This window comes from Mesorhizobium sp. WSM3866 (genome assembly GCF_002294795.1).
Lineage (GTDB): Bacteria > Pseudomonadota > Alphaproteobacteria > Rhizobiales > Rhizobiaceae > Mesorhizobium.
On sequence record NZ_NSGC01000023.1, the window covers coordinates 17,896 to 35,963 of the forward strand.

General features: G+C 59.4%; 17 protein-coding genes. 8 read left to right on the forward strand and 9 right to left on the reverse strand.

Annotated features, from left to right (window positions below; genetic code table 11):
• Positions 1–9 precede the first annotated feature (9 nt).
• The 3 genes from CK222_RS29395 to CK222_RS29405 form a co-directional block, all read right to left on the reverse strand.
• The gene (locus CK222_RS29395) at positions 10–852 is read right to left on the reverse strand and encodes a carbohydrate ABC transporter permease (RefSeq protein ID WP_095802723.1); all 843 of its coding nucleotides are present in this window, start codon (positions 850–852) and stop codon (positions 10–12) included.
• Positions 852–1,790 (reverse strand): sugar ABC transporter permease, encoded by a 939-nt coding sequence (locus CK222_RS29400; protein WP_095802724.1) that lies wholly within the window; start codon positions 1,788–1,790, stop codon positions 852–854. Before CK222_RS29400 ends, CK222_RS29395 begins: the two co-directional genes overlap by 1 nt.
• Positions 1,791–1,888: 98 nt before the next feature.
• Positions 1,889–3,190, reverse strand: a complete 1,302-nt coding sequence (locus tag CK222_RS29405; protein WP_176477777.1) for an extracellular solute-binding protein — start codon at positions 3,188–3,190, stop codon at positions 1,889–1,891.
• Between the two features lie 231 nt (positions 3,191–3,421).
• Between CK222_RS29405 and CK222_RS29410 the strand changes: the two genes are divergently transcribed.
• Both CK222_RS29410 and CK222_RS29415 read left to right on the forward strand, forming a co-directional pair.
• On the forward strand, positions 3,422–4,492 hold the full coding sequence (locus CK222_RS29410) for a substrate-binding domain-containing protein (RefSeq protein ID WP_176477778.1): 1,071 nt from the start codon (positions 3,422–3,424) through the stop codon (positions 4,490–4,492).
• Between the two features lie 58 nt (positions 4,493–4,550).
• On the forward strand, positions 4,551–5,231 hold the full coding sequence (locus CK222_RS29415) for an HAD hydrolase-like protein (RefSeq protein WP_176477779.1): 681 nt from the start codon (positions 4,551–4,553) through the stop codon (positions 5,229–5,231).
• Between the two features lie 289 nt (positions 5,232–5,520).
• Here the strand turns inward: CK222_RS29415 and CK222_RS29420 are convergent, their stop codons facing one another.
• From CK222_RS29420 to CK222_RS29445, 6 genes are all read right to left on the reverse strand, one after another.
• Complete coding sequence (locus CK222_RS29420; RefSeq protein WP_176477780.1) at positions 5,521–6,243, reverse strand: ABC transporter ATP-binding protein; 723 nt, start codon at positions 6,241–6,243, stop codon at positions 5,521–5,523.
• An 85-nt stretch (positions 6,244–6,328) separates the two neighbouring features.
• Positions 6,329–7,147, reverse strand: coding sequence for an ABC transporter permease (locus CK222_RS29425; protein WP_210201953.1), 819 nt, complete (start codon positions 7,145–7,147; stop codon positions 6,329–6,331).
• Between the two features lie 10 nt (positions 7,148–7,157).
• Positions 7,158–8,153: an ABC transporter substrate-binding protein gene (locus tag CK222_RS29430; RefSeq protein WP_095802730.1), complete on the reverse strand. Its 996-nt coding sequence runs from the start codon at positions 8,151–8,153 to the stop codon at positions 7,158–7,160.
• A 41-nt stretch (positions 8,154–8,194) separates the two neighbouring features.
• Positions 8,195–8,989, reverse strand: coding sequence for an alpha/beta hydrolase (locus CK222_RS29435; protein WP_095802731.1), 795 nt, complete (start codon positions 8,987–8,989; stop codon positions 8,195–8,197).
• Between the two features lie 84 nt (positions 8,990–9,073).
• Positions 9,074–9,544: an RbsD/FucU domain-containing protein gene (locus CK222_RS29440; RefSeq protein ID WP_095802732.1), complete on the reverse strand. Its 471-nt coding sequence runs from the start codon at positions 9,542–9,544 to the stop codon at positions 9,074–9,076.
• 183 nt (positions 9,545–9,727) lie between these two features.
• A complete protein-coding gene (locus tag CK222_RS29445) occupies positions 9,728–10,405 on the reverse strand; it encodes a GntR family transcriptional regulator (RefSeq protein ID WP_095802733.1) in 678 nt (225 codons plus the stop codon).
• 277 nt (positions 10,406–10,682) lie between these two features.
• Here CK222_RS29445 and CK222_RS29450 point away from each other — a divergent pair, with 277 nt between their 5' ends.
• The 6 genes from CK222_RS29450 to CK222_RS29475 all read left to right on the forward strand — a co-directional run bounded on the left by CK222_RS29450 (position 10,683) and on the right by CK222_RS29475 (position 17,616).
• Positions 10,683–11,168, forward strand: a complete 486-nt coding sequence (locus CK222_RS29450; RefSeq protein ID WP_210201954.1) for an RbsD/FucU domain-containing protein — start codon at positions 10,683–10,685, stop codon at positions 11,166–11,168.
• 17 nt (positions 11,169–11,185) lie between these two features.
• Positions 11,186–11,965 (forward strand): alpha/beta fold hydrolase, encoded by a 780-nt coding sequence (locus CK222_RS29455; protein ID WP_095802734.1) that lies wholly within the window; start codon positions 11,186–11,188, stop codon positions 11,963–11,965.
• A gap of 441 nt (positions 11,966–12,406) precedes the next feature.
• The gene (locus CK222_RS29460; protein WP_176477781.1) at positions 12,407–13,450 is read left to right on the forward strand and encodes a substrate-binding domain-containing protein; all 1,044 of its coding nucleotides are present in this window, start codon (positions 12,407–12,409) and stop codon (positions 13,448–13,450) included.
• A gap of 32 nt (positions 13,451–13,482) precedes the next feature.
• The gene (locus tag CK222_RS29465; protein WP_210201955.1) at positions 13,483–14,232 is read left to right on the forward strand and encodes an ATP-binding cassette domain-containing protein; all 750 of its coding nucleotides are present in this window, start codon (positions 13,483–13,485) and stop codon (positions 14,230–14,232) included.
• Positions 14,233–14,245: 13 nt separating this feature from the next.
• Complete coding sequence (locus CK222_RS29470) at positions 14,246–15,457, forward strand: ABC transporter permease (RefSeq protein ID WP_210201956.1); 1,212 nt, start codon at positions 14,246–14,248, stop codon at positions 15,455–15,457.
• Positions 15,458–15,501: 44 nt separating this feature from the next.
• On the forward strand, positions 15,502–17,616 hold the full coding sequence (locus tag CK222_RS29475; RefSeq protein ID WP_095802737.1) for a N,N-dimethylformamidase beta subunit family domain-containing protein: 2,115 nt from the start codon (positions 15,502–15,504) through the stop codon (positions 17,614–17,616).
• Positions 17,617–18,068: the final 452 nt, after the last annotated feature.

Sequence of the window (18,068 nt, forward strand, 5' to 3'; positions counted from 1 at the left end):
TGTGGTTCCTCATCCCTTTACGGCGCCAAGCGTCAGGCCCCTGACTAGGTATTTTTGCATCAGCAGGACGAGCACGACGACCGGCAACGACATCAGCACGCCGGCCGCCGAGCCCAATCCCCACGAGATCGCCTTGGCCTTGATCGAGCTCGCCGCGATCACTGGCAGCGTGCGCGCCTCCGAAGAGGTCAGAATGCTGGCCAGCAGGAACTCATTCCAGGCGAACATGAATATGATCACCATCGTCGCCGCGAGGCCCGGCAAAAGCAGCGGCAAGGTCACGCGCCAGAAGCACTCGAAGCGGCTGCATCCGTCGATCAGGGCAGCCTCTTCGATCGACTGCGGAATCTCCTGGATGAAGACCCGCATCACCCAGACCACGAAGGGCAATCCGTTCAGCGTGTAGACCGCGATCAGCAGCCACGGCGTGTCGAAGATGCCCAACTGCTTGGCGATGATGAACAACGGGATGACGCTCACCATCGGCGGCAGCATTCGGATCGACAGCACCTCGAAGGCGATGAAGTTCTTGTTCTTGACGTCGAAACGCGCCAATCCATAGGCGGCGAGCGTGCCCGCGATCATAGCAAATAGCGTGGCCAGGCAGACGATGAACGCGCTGTTGATCAAGGCATCCATCGCATTCAGCTCCGTGAAAAGCTTGCGGTAGCTCTCCAATGTCGGAGCAAAAACCCACTTCGGCGGATAAGCCGCTATGTCGACATCCGATTTCAGCGAAGAAAGCGTCATCCACACGATGGGGAAAGCAAAGAAGGCGGTCGCCATCAGGGCAAGGACGTAGTAGCCGATGCCGCTGAGGATGGAGCCGCGTCGCATGATCGAGCTTGACATCAGCGGGCCTCCTTTTCGTTCACCATGCGCATGAAGCCCGTGTATTTCACGAAGATGAGAACCACGGCGAGGATGATGAGGAGCGTCAGCCAGGATAGCGCAGCACCATAGCCGAGGCTGAAGAAGCGGAAATTGACCCTTGCCAGATAGATGCTGAGCAGGTCGGTGGCGAAATCGGGGCCGCCGCGCGTGACAATGTAGACCGTGTCGTAGGTGCGGATGGCATCGACGATCCTGAGCAAGCTCGCGATCACGATCACCGGTTTCAGCATCGGCAGCGTGACCATGAAGAAGGTCTGGATCGGCGAGGCGCCGTCGATCTGAGCCGCCTCGAAGGGGCTCTTGGGCAGGGCCGAGAGGCCGGCGAAGATGATCAGGAACATGAACGGAGTCCATTGCCAGACATCGACAAGCAGCATCGAGGCCATTGCGCTGGCCTTCTCGCCGGCCCATGGCTGCGGCGGAATGCCTGCAAGGCTCAGCACGTAGTTGAGCACGCCGAGGTCGGGCATCATCATGATGCGCCAGGTGATGCCGACGGCGATCGGCGTGATCAGCATGGGGACGATGATGATGGTCCTCAGCAGCGTGAAACCCCGAAGCCTGACATTGAAGAGGAGCGCCAGCAGCACGGCCAAGGTCAGAGACAGCCCCACGGACAAGACGGTGAACAACAGCGTCAGCAGGATCGAATGCAGGAACTGGGCGTCCGTCACCGCATCGGCGTAGTTGGCGAGGCCGACAAATCCCTGGAACTTGTCTGGATCCGATGGGCGATAGCCGGTGAGGCTCATGTATAGCGAGTGCAGGAGCGGAAAGAGCCCGACAACCGTCATGATGATCATGGTCGGCGCGAGCAGGATCATGCCGGTGTAACGCTCTCCGGCACGCTTGGCCCGGTCGGTCGCGACGGGCAAACCCTCTAAGCTGACTGTCATGGTCCTTGATCCCGAAGGCGCCGAGCAGGCATCTGCCTGCACAGCGCGTTCCTGTTCGACGAGCGCTGGAATAATCCAGGCGCTTGCAGGCGGCGACTTCAGCCCTTGACGAGCTTTCCCACCCGATCGACGGCATCGACCATCGCGGTCTTGGGGGTCTTTCGCCCAGTCACGCCGGCGAGGACTTCCTCGTAGATTGCCCGCTGAACTTCCACCGCATTGGTCAGGCGATAAGGCGGGATCGCGATCGGCTGCGTCCCGCGGGTCTTGAAATCCTCGAAGACATGGAGCCCCGGAATCTTTTTGATCATGTCCGGATTTTCGAGATCCGGCTTGTAGCAGATCGAGGTTTCGCCCGCTTCCGAGAAATACTTGTAACCGCCATCAGCAAGCCAGGCCAGGAACCTGTAACCGTCAGCCTGCTTTTTGCTGGCGGCGTTGAGCACCACGGTCCAGCCGCCAATCATCGACTGCTGGAACTTCTCGGTCGGCGCCACCGCATAGCCGAATTTGCCGGCATGCGGTCCGCTCTCAATGCCGGAGAGCGCGTCCGACCAAGAAATGATCATGGCCGCGGTTCCCTGCCCGATCGCGGACTGACCTTCCGGGTAGTCGAATCCGGAGACGCCTTGCGGGCAATACTGCAAGACCTCCTTCAGCCTTTCGATGGCATGCTCGCCCTGTCCTTCCGAATTGAAGACGGGCTCATTGGCATCGTTGAAGCAGCCGTCGTCGGTCGGCGCAAGCTTCGTCATTCCCATGACGCGCGTCATCCAGTCGCCGGACATGTGGGCGTCCTGCCCTCCCAGGCAAAGCGTGTTTCCAGCGACGTCCGAGCTGTGCAGCTTCTTGGCGGCCGCGACATACTCGTCCCAGGTGACGGGCACCTTGTCGATACCGGCTTTCTCGAAGAGATCCTTGCGATAGATGAAGACTGGAATGGTCATGGCGAGCGGCAGGCCGTAGTGCTTGCCCTGGTAGATGGAATATTGCAGCGATCCCTCTGTGACGTTCCCATATTTGATCTCGGGAAGGTCAGGGTTGGCGGCTTTGATGTCCTCCATCGTGGGCGCCCACTTGTTGCGCTGCGGCTGCCGGACCCACAGGCTGTCGGTGGTGATGATGTCGAACGTTTCCGAACCCTGTGAGAGTTCGATCAGCATCTTTTCGTAGTGAGATTCGTAAGGGTTGGATTCCCCGGTGATCTTCGCGGCTGTATATGCCTTCGCCACCTGATCGGTGAGTGCCCCTGCCCAGACTGAATTGCTATTGAGGATATTGAGCGTCACTTCCTCCGCATATGCTGACGAGGCGCGATAGGCGGCCAAGGCGGCAGCAAGGCCGGCAGAGGCCTTCAGGAAGTTGCGACGAGACACTGGCAGTCTGATCGACGCGGTCAATTGTTGATTCTCCCTTTTATGCGAGACGGGCAAAAGCCGGCCTCGGCGCTCCCAACTCATGTAAACGTTTTCATTCTTTGCGAGCCGAACGGTGATGTCAAGCCCAAACCCGCAGTAAAATAGAAATTTCTGTAAACGATTACATTTTGGAGCGTTTTATGGCTTGTCAAGCGAGGTGAAGTCGAGGACAAAAGCCATAGGTGAATAAAAGCCAACGAAATGGTGCGGCTTATGCCGGGCAAAAGAGCCAAACAGCCCAAGTTGAAGAAGAAGGCAGGCGTCTTCGACGTTGCTCGCGAGGCGGGTGTTTCGGTGGCCACTGTGTCGCGGGCGTTCAATTTGCCTGACCTTGTCAGCGAGGATGTTCGCCGACGGGTCCTGGCGACTGCGCAGAATCTCGGCTACGCGGCCAACCCGGCGGCAAAAGCACTGCGCTCTCGCAAGACCCATATCGTGGGAGCGGCGATCCCGACGCTGGACTATGCAATCTTTGCGAAGATGATCAATCATTTTCAGGATAGCTTTGCGCAGCACGGCTATATGACGATCGTTGCAACAACCGGCTTCGAACACGCCAATGTTTTCGAGAAGGTCAAAACATTGGTGGATCGCGGCGCCGAGGCGCTTCTTCTGGTTGGCGCGATCGAGGACTCGGCGCTCGTGAGCTATCTCAAGCAACCGCATATCCCGGTGGTGACGACCTACTCATATCTACCCGACGAGATCGTACCCTGCATTGGATTTGACAATTACGCGGCTACGCAAAGCGCGATGGAATACCTTGCCGATCTGGGGCACAGAAATTTCGCCATGATTGCCGGCAGTCCGAAGGGTAGTGATCGTCAGCGCGCTCGGATCGCCGCGTACAAGGATTTCGTCGGATCGAGGAATCTCCATGGGGCAGCGAACATAATCATTCGCAATTTCACCATCCGGGACGGAACCGAGGCGATACGCGCCATCCTGGACAAATACCCGGAAACCACGGCGGTGGTCTGCAACACCGACGTCATGGCGTTTGGAGCCTTGAGCGAAAGTCGGCGACTCGGAATCCGGGTTCCCCAGGATATCTCGATTGTGGGGTTCGATGATGCAGAATATGCAGCGCAGTTGGAGCCTCCGTTGACGACTATAGCCGTGCCTGCCGAGGAAATGGGCAGGCTGGCGGCCGAAATGCTCCACAGCTCGCTGTCGAGCGGCGAGCCCCCTCGCTTTGTCAGGCTCGATTCGCACCTGATTGTACGAAAATCAGCGTGCCCGCCGCGTGCTTTGAAGCAGTTGCGCTTGGCCGCGGCCGTCTGACTATCCAGAACCGCGGGCACCTCTCACCTCGATGTCGAGTGGGTACACAGGCACTCTCATGTCCCATAAGCCGCTTCTTCCCTCTAGACCCGCCGCGATCATATTCGATTTCGATGGCGTCATCCTTGACTCTGCCGAGATCAAAGCAGAGGCATTCGCTGAAATCTATTCCGGCTATGGGCAGCAGTGGAGGGAACCAATCCTCCGCTACCAAAGGCTGCATGGCGGTATTTCACGCCGGGAGAAGTTCGACCATTTCGACAGACAGATATTGGGTCGCGCCCCGACCGAGGAGCGTTTGGCGCTGCTGTCGAAGAGGTTCACCGAAATCGTTTTTGAGAAAATCCTCGTCGCGCCTTTCATTCCCGGCGCGCGAGAACTGCTTGAAAACGGGTCCGGTCGTTCCAGGCTTTTCGTCGTTTCCGGAACCCCGCAGCAAGAACTGATCGAGGTCATCCGTCTGCGAGCCCTTGATCGCTATTTCGAGCTGGTCATCGGCGCGCCGACGAAGAAAGGCGAGGCCTTTGCGCGGATCTTGCACATGGGGCTAGAGCGCGAAACCGTGGTGGCGGTCGGCGATTCAACCACGGAATGTTCCGCTGCCTGTGAGCTGGGGATCGCGTTCCTCGGAATTCGAGGCGGGCCCTCCCCAATCGCCTTTCCGGAAGGTATCGTAACGCTCCCAGACCTGCGCGATGCAAGCAACCTGCTCGGCTTCGGCGCCCTGCCCCTAAGCTGACCACCGTCCCCGTGGCCCGAGATGCCTGCCGCCGAGAAAGGGTGCACCGGTACCGGACGAGCACATGCATCCCGGAATCGACAATCTTAATGCGCCTCGACTGAACTCGTTTTAGCGCGGGCGCGCTTGGTCCGAACGGTCGACCACTGGCAATCCGGAAATGGGGTCTCGGAAGAGAGTCCGTATTGACTCAATCCGCCAATGGTGTAAACGTTTACAGGAGGCACGCATCCACCGGGTTAGCTGCTGGCCAGTGCATGCCGCCCACCCCGGGACGGCTATCGGCCGGCTAGTGCTGATAAAGCAGTTGCCTGATCTCATGATAGATCTCGCGTGCCGTCCGGTCCGCGGTGATATCGACGAGGTCCCGAGGTCGAGCGAAAGGGATCGAGAATTCCTTGGCGATCCTGCCGTCTTTGAAGACAAGGATACGGTCGGCCAAGGTGATCGCCTCGTTCAGATCGTGAGTGACGAAGACAACGCTCTTCTTGTCGGCGACCCACATGCGCAAGAACTCCTCGTGAAGCGATTCACGCGTCTGTGCGTCGAGCGCCGAAAAAGGCTCGTCCATCAAGAGTATCTTCGGCGAAGGCGCCCAGGTGCGAGCGAGCGCCACACGCTGCCGCTGGCCCTGGGAGAGCTGACTTGGATAATTATCGGCAAAGCGCTTCAAACTGACGAGGTCCAGATAGTCTCGGGCCAAGGCCCGTCTTTCGCTTTTTGCGAAACCGCGCACTTCCAGCCCGAACTCTACGTTCTTGAGTGCGGTTCGCCATGGCAGTAAAGCGTCGCGCGCGAACATGTAGCCGAGCTGTGGACGCGTGGCGACGGGCGGTTGGCCAAGTACGCTCACCTCGCCGATCGTTGCAGTGTGGAGCCCGGCCAGGACATTGAGCGCAGTGGTCTTGCCGGAACCGCTACGTCCGACAAGAACCAGGAACTCCCCCTCTCGCAGTTCCAATGACACATCATCCAGCCCGCGCACTGGTCCCGACGTGGTCTGGAACTCCATGACGACGTCGGAAATCCTGGCGGCGACACCATCGGTTCCCGCGGCAGGCGATATGCTTAGTGCCATCGTCCTTCGTCCTCGCGGTTTAGAGCGCTCGCGCACCGAGCAGATAGCGTTCGAGCAGAGCCATCCCGGCGTTGAGCAACGAAGCGATCACCGCCAGCACAATGCAGACGGCGTAGACCCCTTCGAGCTGAAAAGTGCCGGCATATCCCGCAATGAGCTGGCCGAGCCCTACCCGCGACGCCAATATCTCGGAGGTTACGACGCCAAGAAGCGAATAGATGATGCCAAGGCGCAATCCGGCGAAAATGGACGGCACAGCACTCGGCAGCAGGATTTTCATGAACATATCACGCTTGGAAATATTCATGACCGTCACCATCAGCCTGATATCGCGATCGACGGTGCGAATACCGGCGCGCGCGTTGACCATCAGGATGAAAACCACGACGCTGAAGGCAAGCGCGATCTTGGCGGCTTGGCTGACGCCGAAAAGCAATATGAAGACCGGCGCGAAGGCGATCCGCGGCATGGCGTTGAACGCACTGATATAGGGCTCCAGCAGTTCCTCCACCCTGGGGAACAGACCAAGGCCGATGCCGATGACAACTCCAACGAATGAGGCCAGCACGAAAGCGACCACTGTCGCCTCGACCGTGGAATAGAGCGCTGGCAGCAACGTGCCATCGGTGGCTATCTGGATGAAAAACCAGAACACCTGCCCGGGACTTCGCGAAATCAGCGGCTTGACGACGCCGGACATGTAGACGAGTTGCCACAACGCCAGAAAGGCTATTCCGACGCCGATTTGTCCAGCAAGTCGCTTGAGCCGCGCGACATTCCGGTGGGAAGGCCGACCGGCCTTCCCTTTTAAGCCCGATGAACCTGCCGCGGCGACCAACTCGGCCACCTCAGCCCGAAGTCAGGCTCGCGCAGGGCTCATACGCGTTTGTCGTCCAGTCTGGAACAAAAGCGGCATATTTCTTCATGCCTTCCCAGCGCTCCTTGGTGAGCTTGGCATTGAAGCCCGATTTGTAGACGTCGATCAACGCCTTGGCCTTGTCCACATCGAGCTTGAGCGTCTTTGCGGTGAAATCGACCAGTTTCTGTTCGTTCGCAGGGTCTTTCATGTAGCTGATCGTCTCGATGACCGCCTTGCAGAAATTCTGGGCAACCTGCGGGCGGTTTTTGATGAAATCCGAATTGGCGGTGAAAACCGTGAAGAGATACTCGGGATCGAACACCTTGTTGCGCGTGGCATTGAGATCGACCAGCACATCGAGATTGTCCGGACCGATCAACGTCGAGCTCGGCGGAATGCTGGCCATCGCATCGACCTGGCGGTTGGTGAAGGCGCCCGCCGCGCCATAGCCAGTGCCGATCGCGATGAAGGTTATGTCCTTGTCAGGATTCATGCCCGCGTCGGTGAACATCTTGCGCACGTAGAGCTCGGTTGCGCCCCCGCGACCGGCAACGCCGATCAGCTTGCCCTTGAGATCGTTTAGGAAAGCCGGATAGCCCTTCTTGACGTCGACTCCGGCGTCCTTGCGCGCGATGAAGGTGTAATCGATGTCATAATTGCCCAACAGGACCGTCAACGCCGCACCCTTTTGGATGGCCGGAAAGATCAGGGCCGCGCCGACATGCGTGATGTCGGCCGAGCCTCCAACCACCGCGGCTACCATGGCTGACCCGTTGGCGCCCTTGACGTAGTTGATGTCGAGTTCATGCTTGGCGAAGATGCCGACCTGCGAGCCGAACTGTGGCACGAAAGCGTCGAGTGTTTCGATCGATGTCGCGATGGTCACGGTATCTGTGGCCTGCGCGGTTCCGGCCGACATCGCCATCCCTATCAAGCCTGCGACCAAGGCGGCGAGCGAATGCAGTTCGTTTCGAAATCCACCCATTTGCTGCTCCCTTTTTTTGCTGGCGGCCTGCAAGCCGCGCCTTACCAAACCTTGAAAGAGGCCTTTCCTTCTACCGGCCTCGGCCGAATCGCGGCCTTCGCGAAGGCGACGAGGCGCCTCTCGACGGCGAAGTGGGGCACGTCGTTGATAATGTCGTGGAAGCCGTCTTTCACGATGAGCACCGTGGCGTTCTTGAGTTGCGAGCGGACGGCAAGGGCATACCTGGCGGGGGCAATAACATCCTGGTCGCCATTGATCAGCAGCACGGGAAGGTCGACTTTGGGGAGAGTCGCGGCCAACTCCCCGCGCGCCTTGTGCATGGCCGCCCGCCGGGCCGCCGTGCTTTTTGGCGTTACGCTGAAGGCGAAAGGATCGGTCGCCAGCATGTCTAAATAGAATGGGTCGAGGGTGACTTCCGGCGCCGCGGGTATGGCAACGGTCTCCGGCCGGATCAGCGTGCCCGTGACGGCCAGCCCCAGGCACCGGCGATCGCCGCGAGCGATCAACAGCGCAGCGGCAATGCCGCCGAGAGAATGGCCGGCGAGAACCAGCGGCAGGCCGGGAGCCTCGCTGGCCGCGATCGAGATTAGACGCTCGGCATTGTCGACGAGGGGATCCATCGACGCCACCGCGCCACGTTTGCCATAGGAAAGGCCGTGTCCTTGCTGATCAAGCGCCCACATGGCGAGGCCACTGGCATTGAAGGCTCCCGCAAGGCGGTGGTAATGCCCGCTGTGCTCGCCAAAACCATGGAGAAACACGACACCGCCGACCGGCTTCCGCGCATCCCAGCGCCGGTAGTAGCTTTTTCCATGTGCGGTTTCGAAGAACGGCATCTGGACGGCCCTTCGGCAAATTTTGACCCGAACGGGTCACTCGACTGGAGAGCCGACGCTCGAGAGCATCGGCCGTGTGTCATGTCAGTCCGGCAGTATCCTGATGTCCCCGACTTCCGTGTTCCGAATGAACTTGACGTCGGCGCTAGCATAGCCTCCGACCAGGGCGATATTGCCGTGGACGCTGTAATCTCCTGTGCGAATGATCAACTTGCTGGCGTTGCGGATCGCATACATCGAGGGCCGGTATGGAACGGTAGTGACCCGCTCCATCCCGAAAGTGTCGACGACGAATTTGTATTTCTGGGGACTCTGCGCCTCCATCGGCTCGGCAACGATCGCCCGCTCGATGTCACCATTGTCGCGCAGCAGCGGCAGCAGCTGCTCGATCGAGACCAGACCTGGGGCAATTCCAAGGTCCACGATCGGCACCTGCACGGAGGAAGCGATGACGCCGCCCGCGTCGGCAATGAAGATCACCTCACCATGGCGGAGCGTGGCCAGAGCCGCCGCGATCGTGCCGTTGATGATGCGGTTGTCCGCGCCGTATTGCATTTCGCGCTCCCCCTTTATCGATAATATTATCCTACGGTTTTATCGATAATGTCAATCGACAAACCAAGGCCGGCCTGCCGGCATGCTCCTTGTGGCGCGGCGCCTGCAATTGCGCGGCCGCTCTTGGCGAGCGACATGAGGACCTGAAGTGCGTCGCCCGGATTCGTTTCAGCGCGACGCGCCTTAAGAGGTCAGGTGCTTAAGGTAATAGTCCCGGAAGGTCCGGATATGGTTTCGAAGCGTTCGAGCCAGGGTTTTCTGGTCGCCCTTCTCTATCGCTTGAATCATAGTCAAGTGATCCCTGGCGCCTTTGGAGCGCAAATCCTTGCTTTGCACCGAATTGGTATGAATCAGGTGAGAGAGAAGTGAATGATGCTTAATGGCGTCGAGTAGGAACTCGTTCTCGCACCGTTGATATATAGCCTCGTGCAAAAGATTGTTCTGCAGATACATTTCAGCAAGATCGTTGTTCGCGATCGCCCTCTCGTGATCCGAGACAATGGCCTTCAATTTTCGCACGAGCTCCTTTGCCGCCGGCTCGGTATAGTAGCTTATTGCCTTCAACTCGAGGCACTCACGGACTTCGTAGATTTGCCAGATCTCGGATTCTCTGAAGCTCCGCACCTGCACGCCGCGATGCGGGTAGCGAACGGCGAGGCCGAGGCGAACAAGTTCGTCGAATGCCTTGCGGACTGCATGGCGGGTTGCCCTGGTGGCTTCAATAATGTCGTCTTCGATGAGCCGCACGCCGGAACGATACTTTCCGGAGATAATGCCCTTTTGAAGCCCCTCATAGACGGCCTGCCATTGGCCGCCGTGGGCGCCTGGTCCGGTGAGATCTTCATTCTTTGCAGTTCTCATGACAATCCATCAGAGTTGCGGGCGATGCGACACACCGTGACCATGTCATAGCGTTGAGCCGGCAAGATCGCCAGAATCGACGGCATCTTGCACGTAAAATCGATCAGTTCGCAATCGCGCCTGGAAAGACGTCCTCCCGCTACTTTGTTCAAGCAGGCCATGCCTCAGAATTCCGCCTGCCGAGTTATAAGAGTTCCTGCCAAAGATATCGACAAAACCGAATTTTTGTGTAAACGATTTCAGTCGCCGCCGACGATCGAACCCGCGAGAACGCACGATGACCACGAAGCTTCTGAGGCCGAGAATACTGAACCAAAGGTTGGCAGCGGCGCTGGCCGACTTGCGCCATGGCGAGTTGATATTCATTGCCGATGCCGGCAGTGGCACGTCAGCCAAGGCGCTGCGTTCGTTGGCGCCTGATGTGGAGATCCTCGACCTGGAAGTCGTTACCGGCGTGCCGTCGATCGACGATCTCGTCCCCGTGATCTGCGACGTCGGCGACATCGAGGCCTGCATCGTCACCAAGGACATGCGTGGCGCAAATCCTGATGGCTTCGCCATGCTGTCCAAGCTCTTCGATGAGAAACACATCTACGAAGTGCCTTACATCCCGGATTATTACGACCTTCGCGATCGGTGCAAGCTGTTTGTCCAGACGGGCGACTATCGCGTGCATGCCAATGTGATCCTTGTCGGCGGCTATCCAAGCGCAGACATTCCTATGGACATGATCCTCAACGGGCTTGTCCCGAAAACGAAGTAACCCGCCACAGGTGGTCGATGCCAAGGTTTGAGGGCGCTTCCGGACAGGTCTACTACCGCCACTGGGCTCCGCTGAAGCCCACTGCGCAGATCGTCTTTCTGCATGGATATGGCGAACATAGCGGCCTCTACCATCGCTTCGCGAACTCCTTGAATGCACAGGGAATCGGCGTCTGGGCGCTTGATGCAATTGGACACGGGCTCTCGGATGGCGAGCGGGGCAATCCCGGCTCCATGGCCGATCTGAGAACGAATGCCGAGCGCCTGACAGGGATAGCGCAGCGGGAAGACCCCGGGCTTCCAATGGTGCTGGTCGGACATTCGATGGGCGCGATGACGGCAGCTGCGGTGGTCATTGCCGGCGCTGGCCCCTTCCGTGGGGTGGTGCTCGGCGGCATGCCTGTCGAGGGGATCAGCCAAGAGCAAGAGCGCCAGGCTGAGCAAGGCGTGATGTCGCTTGACCCCTTCTATCTAGACGAACTGGAATTCGACCCGCTCAAGTTCGATGCAACGATGGCCTTCGTCCATCTAAGAAGCGTCCTGTCGGCGCCGGTCTGTGAGCAGATACAGGCCGGATTGCTTGAACTCAGCCTTCCCGCGCTCATGATCAGCGGGGAAAATGACATGTTTTGCCCTCCTGATCTCGCGCGGCGCTGGGCGTCACGAATTCCAGGCGCAAGGCATCACCTGTTCGCCAATACCCATCACGATCTCATCAACGATGCGAGCCATGCCGACGTTGCGGACGTTATTGCGCAAGCCGTGATCGGATGGACGGTTGATACGCGAGCCGGCTGATCCGCCGGACGCAGCACACTGATACGCCAGTCAGCGCTGCAGCACACGTGCGATGGTCGTTCGCCGACCGCTATGTCGTCTCGCGGACGAAGCCTACATGGCCTGAAACACTCCAACCTCTTTGCGCTTGACACCGTCGCTCCAGCGCGCCATTTTGAAAACGTTTACACGCATTCACCGGAGACCGTCGCAGAAACGGCCGATATCGATGCGTAAGGCGATGGGAGCGCGTCCAGGGCGGAGGCCGGAACTTTCAAAACAGCAATCTCCCAAAATGACGGAGCACGGCCGAAGCCATGCTCCAAGCCCTGTGATGTTCCGAAACTCGGATGATGCGGCGGACCAGAGAGAGAACAGCGAAAATGGAAGGATCTCGTAATGCTTAGGAAATTCGTTGGGAAAATTCGCATGCCAGCGCTGATGTGCGGGTTCGCGGCATGCATGGCACTCACGCCTGCCGCCGCCGCAGAAGATCTTACCGGCAAGATCTACTTTATCCTGCCGGACTTCACGACAGTCCGCTTCGAGCAGTTCGACAAGCCGGCCTTCTTGAAGGCCGCCAAGGAACTGGTGCCGAACATGACAGTCGAGATTCTCAACTCCGAAAACAACGTGCAGCAACAGACCTCGCAGGTTCAGGCCGCTATCGCCAACGATGCCAAAGCGATCGTCATGGTTGCCGTCGACCCAATGCAGACCGCGGGCACGTTGGCCCTTGCCGAGCAAGCCGGGATCCCGCTCATATGCACCATTCACGCTTGCACCGGCGGGCCCGCCTACGCCTACCTGACCGCACCGTTCGTTGAAATCGGCCAGAAGCAGGCGCAGGCGGCGGCCAAGGTAATCGAAGAGATGAACGCCAAGACCGGCAAGCCTGTCCGGCTGGCGAAGATTTACGGCGACCCCAAGTTTCCCTTCTACGGCGACCAGGTGAAGGGCATTGGCGAATATCTCGATCCGCTGATCAAGGCCGGCAAATTGGAGGTCGTTTGTCAGGCGGATGCGCTGCTTTGGCTCCCGGCCAATGCTCAGACTGCAATGGATCAGTGCCTGACCAAGACCCACAATGGCGTCGATGCGATCTTCTCGATGAATGACGACACCGGCGGTGCGGCGCTGGCTGCGGTGGAAGCCGCCGGGCTCAAGGGGATCAAGCTGTTTGGCGGGTACGACGCGACTCTTGCCGGAGTGCAGCGCGTTGCTGCCGGCCTGCAGGAGATGGACATGACTGTGGACTATGTCGCGATGAACAAGCTGGCCGTCCAGTTGGCCGTGCACGCGATGAAGGGCGACAAGATACCGGCTGATCTCGTCGCAACCACGTTCGACAACGGCTACAAGGGAGGCATTCCCGAGGTGGACGCGCCAAATAGCGTCATCACCAAGGATAACATCCAGAAATCGGTGGTCGACACCGGTCTTTATACCAAGGAACAGATCTGCGCCAAAGGCGTGGCCGCCGACTCCGCCTTCTGTCGCGGCTGATGCAGAGAAGCGGTAACAACAAGATGGTCGCCATGAACGACGACGCTCCAATCCTGTCCCTGGCGGGAATTGGGAAGCACTATGGCGGCATCACCGCCCTTTCGGGCGTCGATTTCGACGTCCGAGAGGGAGAGGTCGTGGCGCTGGCCGGAGACAACGGCGCCGGAAAGTCGACCCTCGTCAAGATCATCAGCGGGATCGTTTCCGCCGACGAGGGCAGGATTCTGTTCAACGGGCAAGAGGTATCGCTGAGGAAGCCGCAGGATGCGGCGGAGCTGGGCATTCAGACGGTCTATCAGGACCTCGCGCTTTGCGACAATCTTGATACCGTTCAGAACCTTTTCCTGGGAAGGGAAATGCATTCAGGGCTGCTTCGGGGTGCAAAGCTCTCGCGACCGCTGATGGAATCTCGGGCCCATGCGGCCCTGTCCAGTCTCAACGTGAAGATCAGGGACTACAGTGTCTCCGTGGGACGGCTTTCTGGCGGCCAGCGCCAGTCTGTGGCCATCGCGCGCGCGGTTCTGTCGAAACCGCGAGTGATCCTGCTCGACGAGCCTACCGCCGCACTTGGCGTGGCGCAGCGGGCGGAGGTGATGGCACTGATCGCGCGCCTTCGCGAGCAGGGTCTGGGCGTGATCCTCGTCTCTCACGATCTGGGCGATGTGTTGGACATTGCCGATAGGATCGTCGTCCTGCGCCTGGGGCGCAAAGCCGCCGAGCGGCCAGTGGCGGAATGGACGAGGAGCAGCCTGGTCGCAGCCATAACCGGCACGGACCATTGAAGGGATGCAGGCTATGAACACCACGAGACAACAAGTTTCTGCCACACCGGCGCCTGCGAAAATCAGTTTCAGGCAGAACCTGCTTGAAGCGCTATCGACAAAATGGCGTGTCGTACCGGTCCTGCTGTCGCTGGCTCTCATCTGGGCGATCTTTGCCTCGCAATCTCCGGTGTTTCTTTCGGCGCGCAACCTGACCAACCTTGCCGATCAGATCGCGACCACAAGCATCGTGGCACTCGGGCTTGTCCTCGTACTTGTCGTTGCCGAGATCGATCTTTCGGTTGCCGGTCTCGCGGCGGTGTGCGCCGGCATTGTCGGCGTGCTCGTCGTCAACATGGACGTCGGCCTGTCGATCGCGCTGATCATCGCGATTACCGTCGGCGGCCTCTACGGTTTGCTGCAGGGTTCGATGATCGTCTATAGCGGCGCACCGGCCTTCATCGTCACACTCGGCTTCTCGCTCATGCTGCAAGGTGTCCTGCTGATTTTGCTTCCGGCAGAAAGCGGCCTTGTTCCTCTCGCCGGGACCGATTTGCAGTTCCTGGCCGCGTACCGCCTGCCAACGACCGTCAGCTATGCCTTGCCCGCGGCCGTCGGGCTGATAGGCCTTGCCATGCGATGGAACGATCACCGCCAAAGAGTGGCCTACGGTTTGCCATCGAATCTGATGCGCTCCATAGCCATTGGCGTCGCCATCATTTTTGCCAGTCTGGCGGTTGTCGCCATTTTCAATGCTTATCGAGGCGTGCCTCTGACCGTTGCCGTTCTTGCGGGCCTGATCGCTATCTTGTCCTACGCCACCACCCAAACTCCATTCGGCATTTGGCTATATGCCATCGGCGGCAACCGCGAGGCGGCACGCCGCGCCGGCATACCCGTGAACTGGATGAAGATGGCGGCTTTTTCAATTCTTGGGATGTTGACGGCGCTCGGCGGAGTCGTGGCTGCTGCCCGGGTGCTGGGCGTCTCCCCGGCATCCGCTGACCAAAGTCTCTTGCTGGAGGCAATTGCGGCGGCGGTCATCGGCGGGACGAGCCTTTTTGGCGGTCGCGGCAGCGTCTGGGCAGCTATTCTTGGCGCCCTCGTCATCGGCTCGATAGCAAACGGCATGTTCCTGATCAACGCCAGCACCCAGTTGCGCTTGGTGGTGCAAGGCGGCGTGCTCATAGCCGCGGTCATAGCGGACGCGCTCATTGCCAGGAGTGGATCTTCGTCGTCGCGCTAGACTGGGCCGCCCGCCTGCCGTGACCACATTGGGAGAAGATCAAGATGCTGATCGGCTATGCCGATAAATTTTCCGTCGATGCTGGCGACCATGTCGAAGTCAAAGTCAGCGCTGCCGGCCTCTACAGATCGCAACTGGTGCGCCTGAAAGGCATGAAAGAAGGTGCCGCCGGTCTCTCGGTTGCCGAAGAACCAGTGTCGTGCAACAGCAATGGTCAGCACATCGGCCGGGTGCAGGCACTTCATCCGGGATCGTTCGTCGATGTTACCTTGCCAAAGGTCGATTTCGCCACGGGGGTCCGGGTCAGCCTGTTGGTGAAACCGACCGCCCCAGGTCGTCTTTGCCAGACGCTGTTCAGCCTCTCGGACGATAGCTCTGTCACTCGGTTGATGCTTGAACTCGATCGGACCGGCCGGCCGGCGCTGTATCTGCGATCCACGAACGGCGCGGTCACGACGGTGTCCTCACCCGATCCGCTGCTCAAGGGGCGTTGGGTGTTCTTGAAGGCTGTCTACAACCCCGGCGAAGCGGAACTGCGCCTGATCGCGGAGGAACAGACCGGCACGCACTGCTGGTCCACGCCGGTCATCGTAGCAGAAGGATCTGCTGCAGGTTTTCGTGTCGGCGCGTCGCATGCCGAAGACGGGCGTGCAACGGACTGCTTCAACGGATGCGTATCCGACGTCACTGTATTTGGTGCGTCGCCGAAGCAGCCTATCTTGCAATGGGACTTCTCCAGGCAAATGGACAGCGACATCGCGGTGGACGTCTCTGGGGCCGGGCGGCACGGACGGCTACTCAACCGGCCGGCTCGAGCGGTTCTCGGTCCTGCATGGGATAAGAAAACCATCCGCTGGACCGACGACCCGGCGCAGTGGAATGCCTTGCATCTGCATGATGACGATCTCGATGACGCGCAATGGAGAACGGACTTCGAGGTCGAAGCTCCCGCCGAAAGCGGGATATATGCCGTTCGCCTGAACCACGGTGAAACCAGCTACTATATTCCCTTCTATGTTCGCCCGGGCGCGGTCAGGAAACGGGTCCTGTTCGTCGCTCCGACGAACACCTACCTGGCCTATGGCAACGAGCATCTTTGGGAGGGCGAGCGCGGAATTGCTCATCAAAAGATGATGAGTTTTCCGATCGTGCTGGACAAGGCGGAAACCATTCTTCAGCAGATGCCTTCACTCGGCAGATCGCTGTACGATCGGCATTCGGACGATAGCGGGGTGATTTATTCTTCGCGGTTGCGCCCCCTGACCAACATGCAGCCGAACTACATCAACTGGCTGGCCGGGGGTCCAAGACATTTCTCCGGCGACTTCTTCATCACCGGTTGGCTGGACAGCATCGGCATCGAATTCGACGTGGCGACCGATGAGGACGTCGACAGTTTGGGCAAAAGCCTGCTCGACAACTATGACGTGGTCCTCACCGGGAGCCATCCGGAATACCCCACTGCGGCCGAATTCGACGCTTTCGAAGATTACGTCACGGGCGGCGGCAAGCTGATGTATCTCGGGGCCAACGGATTTTTCTGGGTCACGAGTTACGTTAACAAGCTGCGCACCGCCGTCGAGGTGCGGCGGGGCTATGCGGCCCAGCGCAACTGGACCTCCCATGCCGCTGAGCTTTATCACAGTTCGACCGGCGAGATGGGCGGCGCCTACAGGCACCGCGGCCGTGACCAAAATCCTTTCCTTGGGGTAGGCATGGCGGCCGCCGGATGGGGACCCGCCTCGGGCTTCACCCGCACGGCGGAAAGCTATGCCGAAGCGGTGGCGTGGGCTTTCGAGGGTATTGCGAGCGAAACGGTGGGCGAGCACGGTTATTTGTTGGGTGGCGCGGCCGGCGATGAGCTCGATCACGCAGATCCAGCGCGCGGGACGCCCGACAGCACGGTCGTGTTGATGTCATCCAAACATAACGATCTGTTCTTCCCCAGCCTCGAGAGCGTCACAGAAGTTGCACCAAATCAGCAGGGTTCCAAAAACCCGCACGTTCGTGCCGACGTGGTTCTTGTTGAACATCCCGGAGGGGGCAAGGTATTCTCGACAGGCTCTATCTGCTGGGCAGGCAGCTTGGGGACAAACAACTATGACAACGATATCGCGAGATTGACCACCAACGTGCTGAGCAAGTTCTTGGCAGAGTGAGCGCTACCCCGAGATCATCCGTCCGAACGGTGACACGCGCGGCCGTGTCGTTTACCGAGAAGTCTGCAGTTCGGGCGCAACTACGATTAGGTCGGCGCCGGACTATCGACAAGTTGCCAGACTGTGTCCCTTCCATCAACGCGGCTAGCTTCTCTATCGAAGACGCCGGCCCGCGTCGGTTGGAAGCGCAGCGTGATGGTCTCGCCAAAGCGCGGCTGATCCTCGCGGCGCTCGGCAACCACCGTCTCGCCGCTCAGCGCGCCGTGTACCGAGAGCGGCGTGCCGGGCCTGCTCGATGCGGCCGGACCTTCAGCACGACGATCTTGTCGGCATTGCAGACCTCTCGGCCATGTACGAGATCATCGTGGTCATCAGTGAGGCCGCTTTCGAGGATCGACGCGGTTGGCCGACATGGCAGAAACCTGCCCCATCGGTCTATACATGCGAAGCAA

What these genes read in the sequence shown, in the direction of transcription:
- CK222_RS29395 (WP_095802723.1), bottom strand. Translation starts at nt 852, where the DNA reads ATGTCAAGCTCGATCATGCGACGCGGCTCCATCCTCAGCGGCATCGGC.
- CK222_RS29400 (WP_095802724.1), bottom strand. Translation starts at nt 1,790, where the DNA reads ATGACAGTCAGCTTAGAGGGTTTGCCCGTCGCGACCGACCGGGCCAAG.
- CK222_RS29410 (WP_176477778.1), top strand. Translation starts at nt 3,422, where the DNA reads ATGCCGGGCAAAAGAGCCAAACAGCCCAAGTTGAAGAAGAAGGCAGGC.
- CK222_RS29415 (WP_176477779.1), top strand. Translation starts at nt 4,551, where the DNA reads ATGTCCCATAAGCCGCTTCTTCCCTCTAGACCCGCCGCGATCATATTC.
- CK222_RS29420 (WP_176477780.1), bottom strand. Translation starts at nt 6,243, where the DNA reads ATGGAGTTCCAGACCACGTCGGGACCAGTGCGCGGGCTGGATGATGTG.
- CK222_RS29430 (WP_095802730.1), bottom strand. Translation starts at nt 8,153, where the DNA reads ATGGGTGGATTTCGAAACGAACTGCATTCGCTCGCCGCCTTGGTCGCA.
- CK222_RS29435 (WP_095802731.1), bottom strand. Translation starts at nt 8,989, where the DNA reads ATGCCGTTCTTCGAAACCGCACATGGAAAAAGCTACTACCGGCGCTGG.
- CK222_RS29440 (WP_095802732.1), bottom strand. Translation starts at nt 9,544, where the DNA reads ATGCAATACGGCGCGGACAACCGCATCATCAACGGCACGATCGCGGCG.
- CK222_RS29445 (WP_095802733.1), bottom strand. Translation starts at nt 10,405, where the DNA reads ATGAGAACTGCAAAGAATGAAGATCTCACCGGACCAGGCGCCCACGGC.
- CK222_RS29450 (WP_210201954.1), top strand. Translation starts at nt 10,683, where the DNA reads ATGACCACGAAGCTTCTGAGGCCGAGAATACTGAACCAAAGGTTGGCA.
- CK222_RS29455 (WP_095802734.1), top strand. Translation starts at nt 11,186, where the DNA reads ATGCCAAGGTTTGAGGGCGCTTCCGGACAGGTCTACTACCGCCACTGG.
- CK222_RS29460 (WP_176477781.1), top strand. Translation starts at nt 12,407, where the DNA reads ATGGCACTCACGCCTGCCGCCGCCGCAGAAGATCTTACCGGCAAGATC.
- CK222_RS29465 (WP_210201955.1), top strand. Translation starts at nt 13,483, where the DNA reads ATGAACGACGACGCTCCAATCCTGTCCCTGGCGGGAATTGGGAAGCAC.
- CK222_RS29470 (WP_210201956.1), top strand. Translation starts at nt 14,246, where the DNA reads ATGAACACCACGAGACAACAAGTTTCTGCCACACCGGCGCCTGCGAAA.
- CK222_RS29475 (WP_095802737.1), top strand. Translation starts at nt 15,502, where the DNA reads ATGCTGATCGGCTATGCCGATAAATTTTCCGTCGATGCTGGCGACCAT.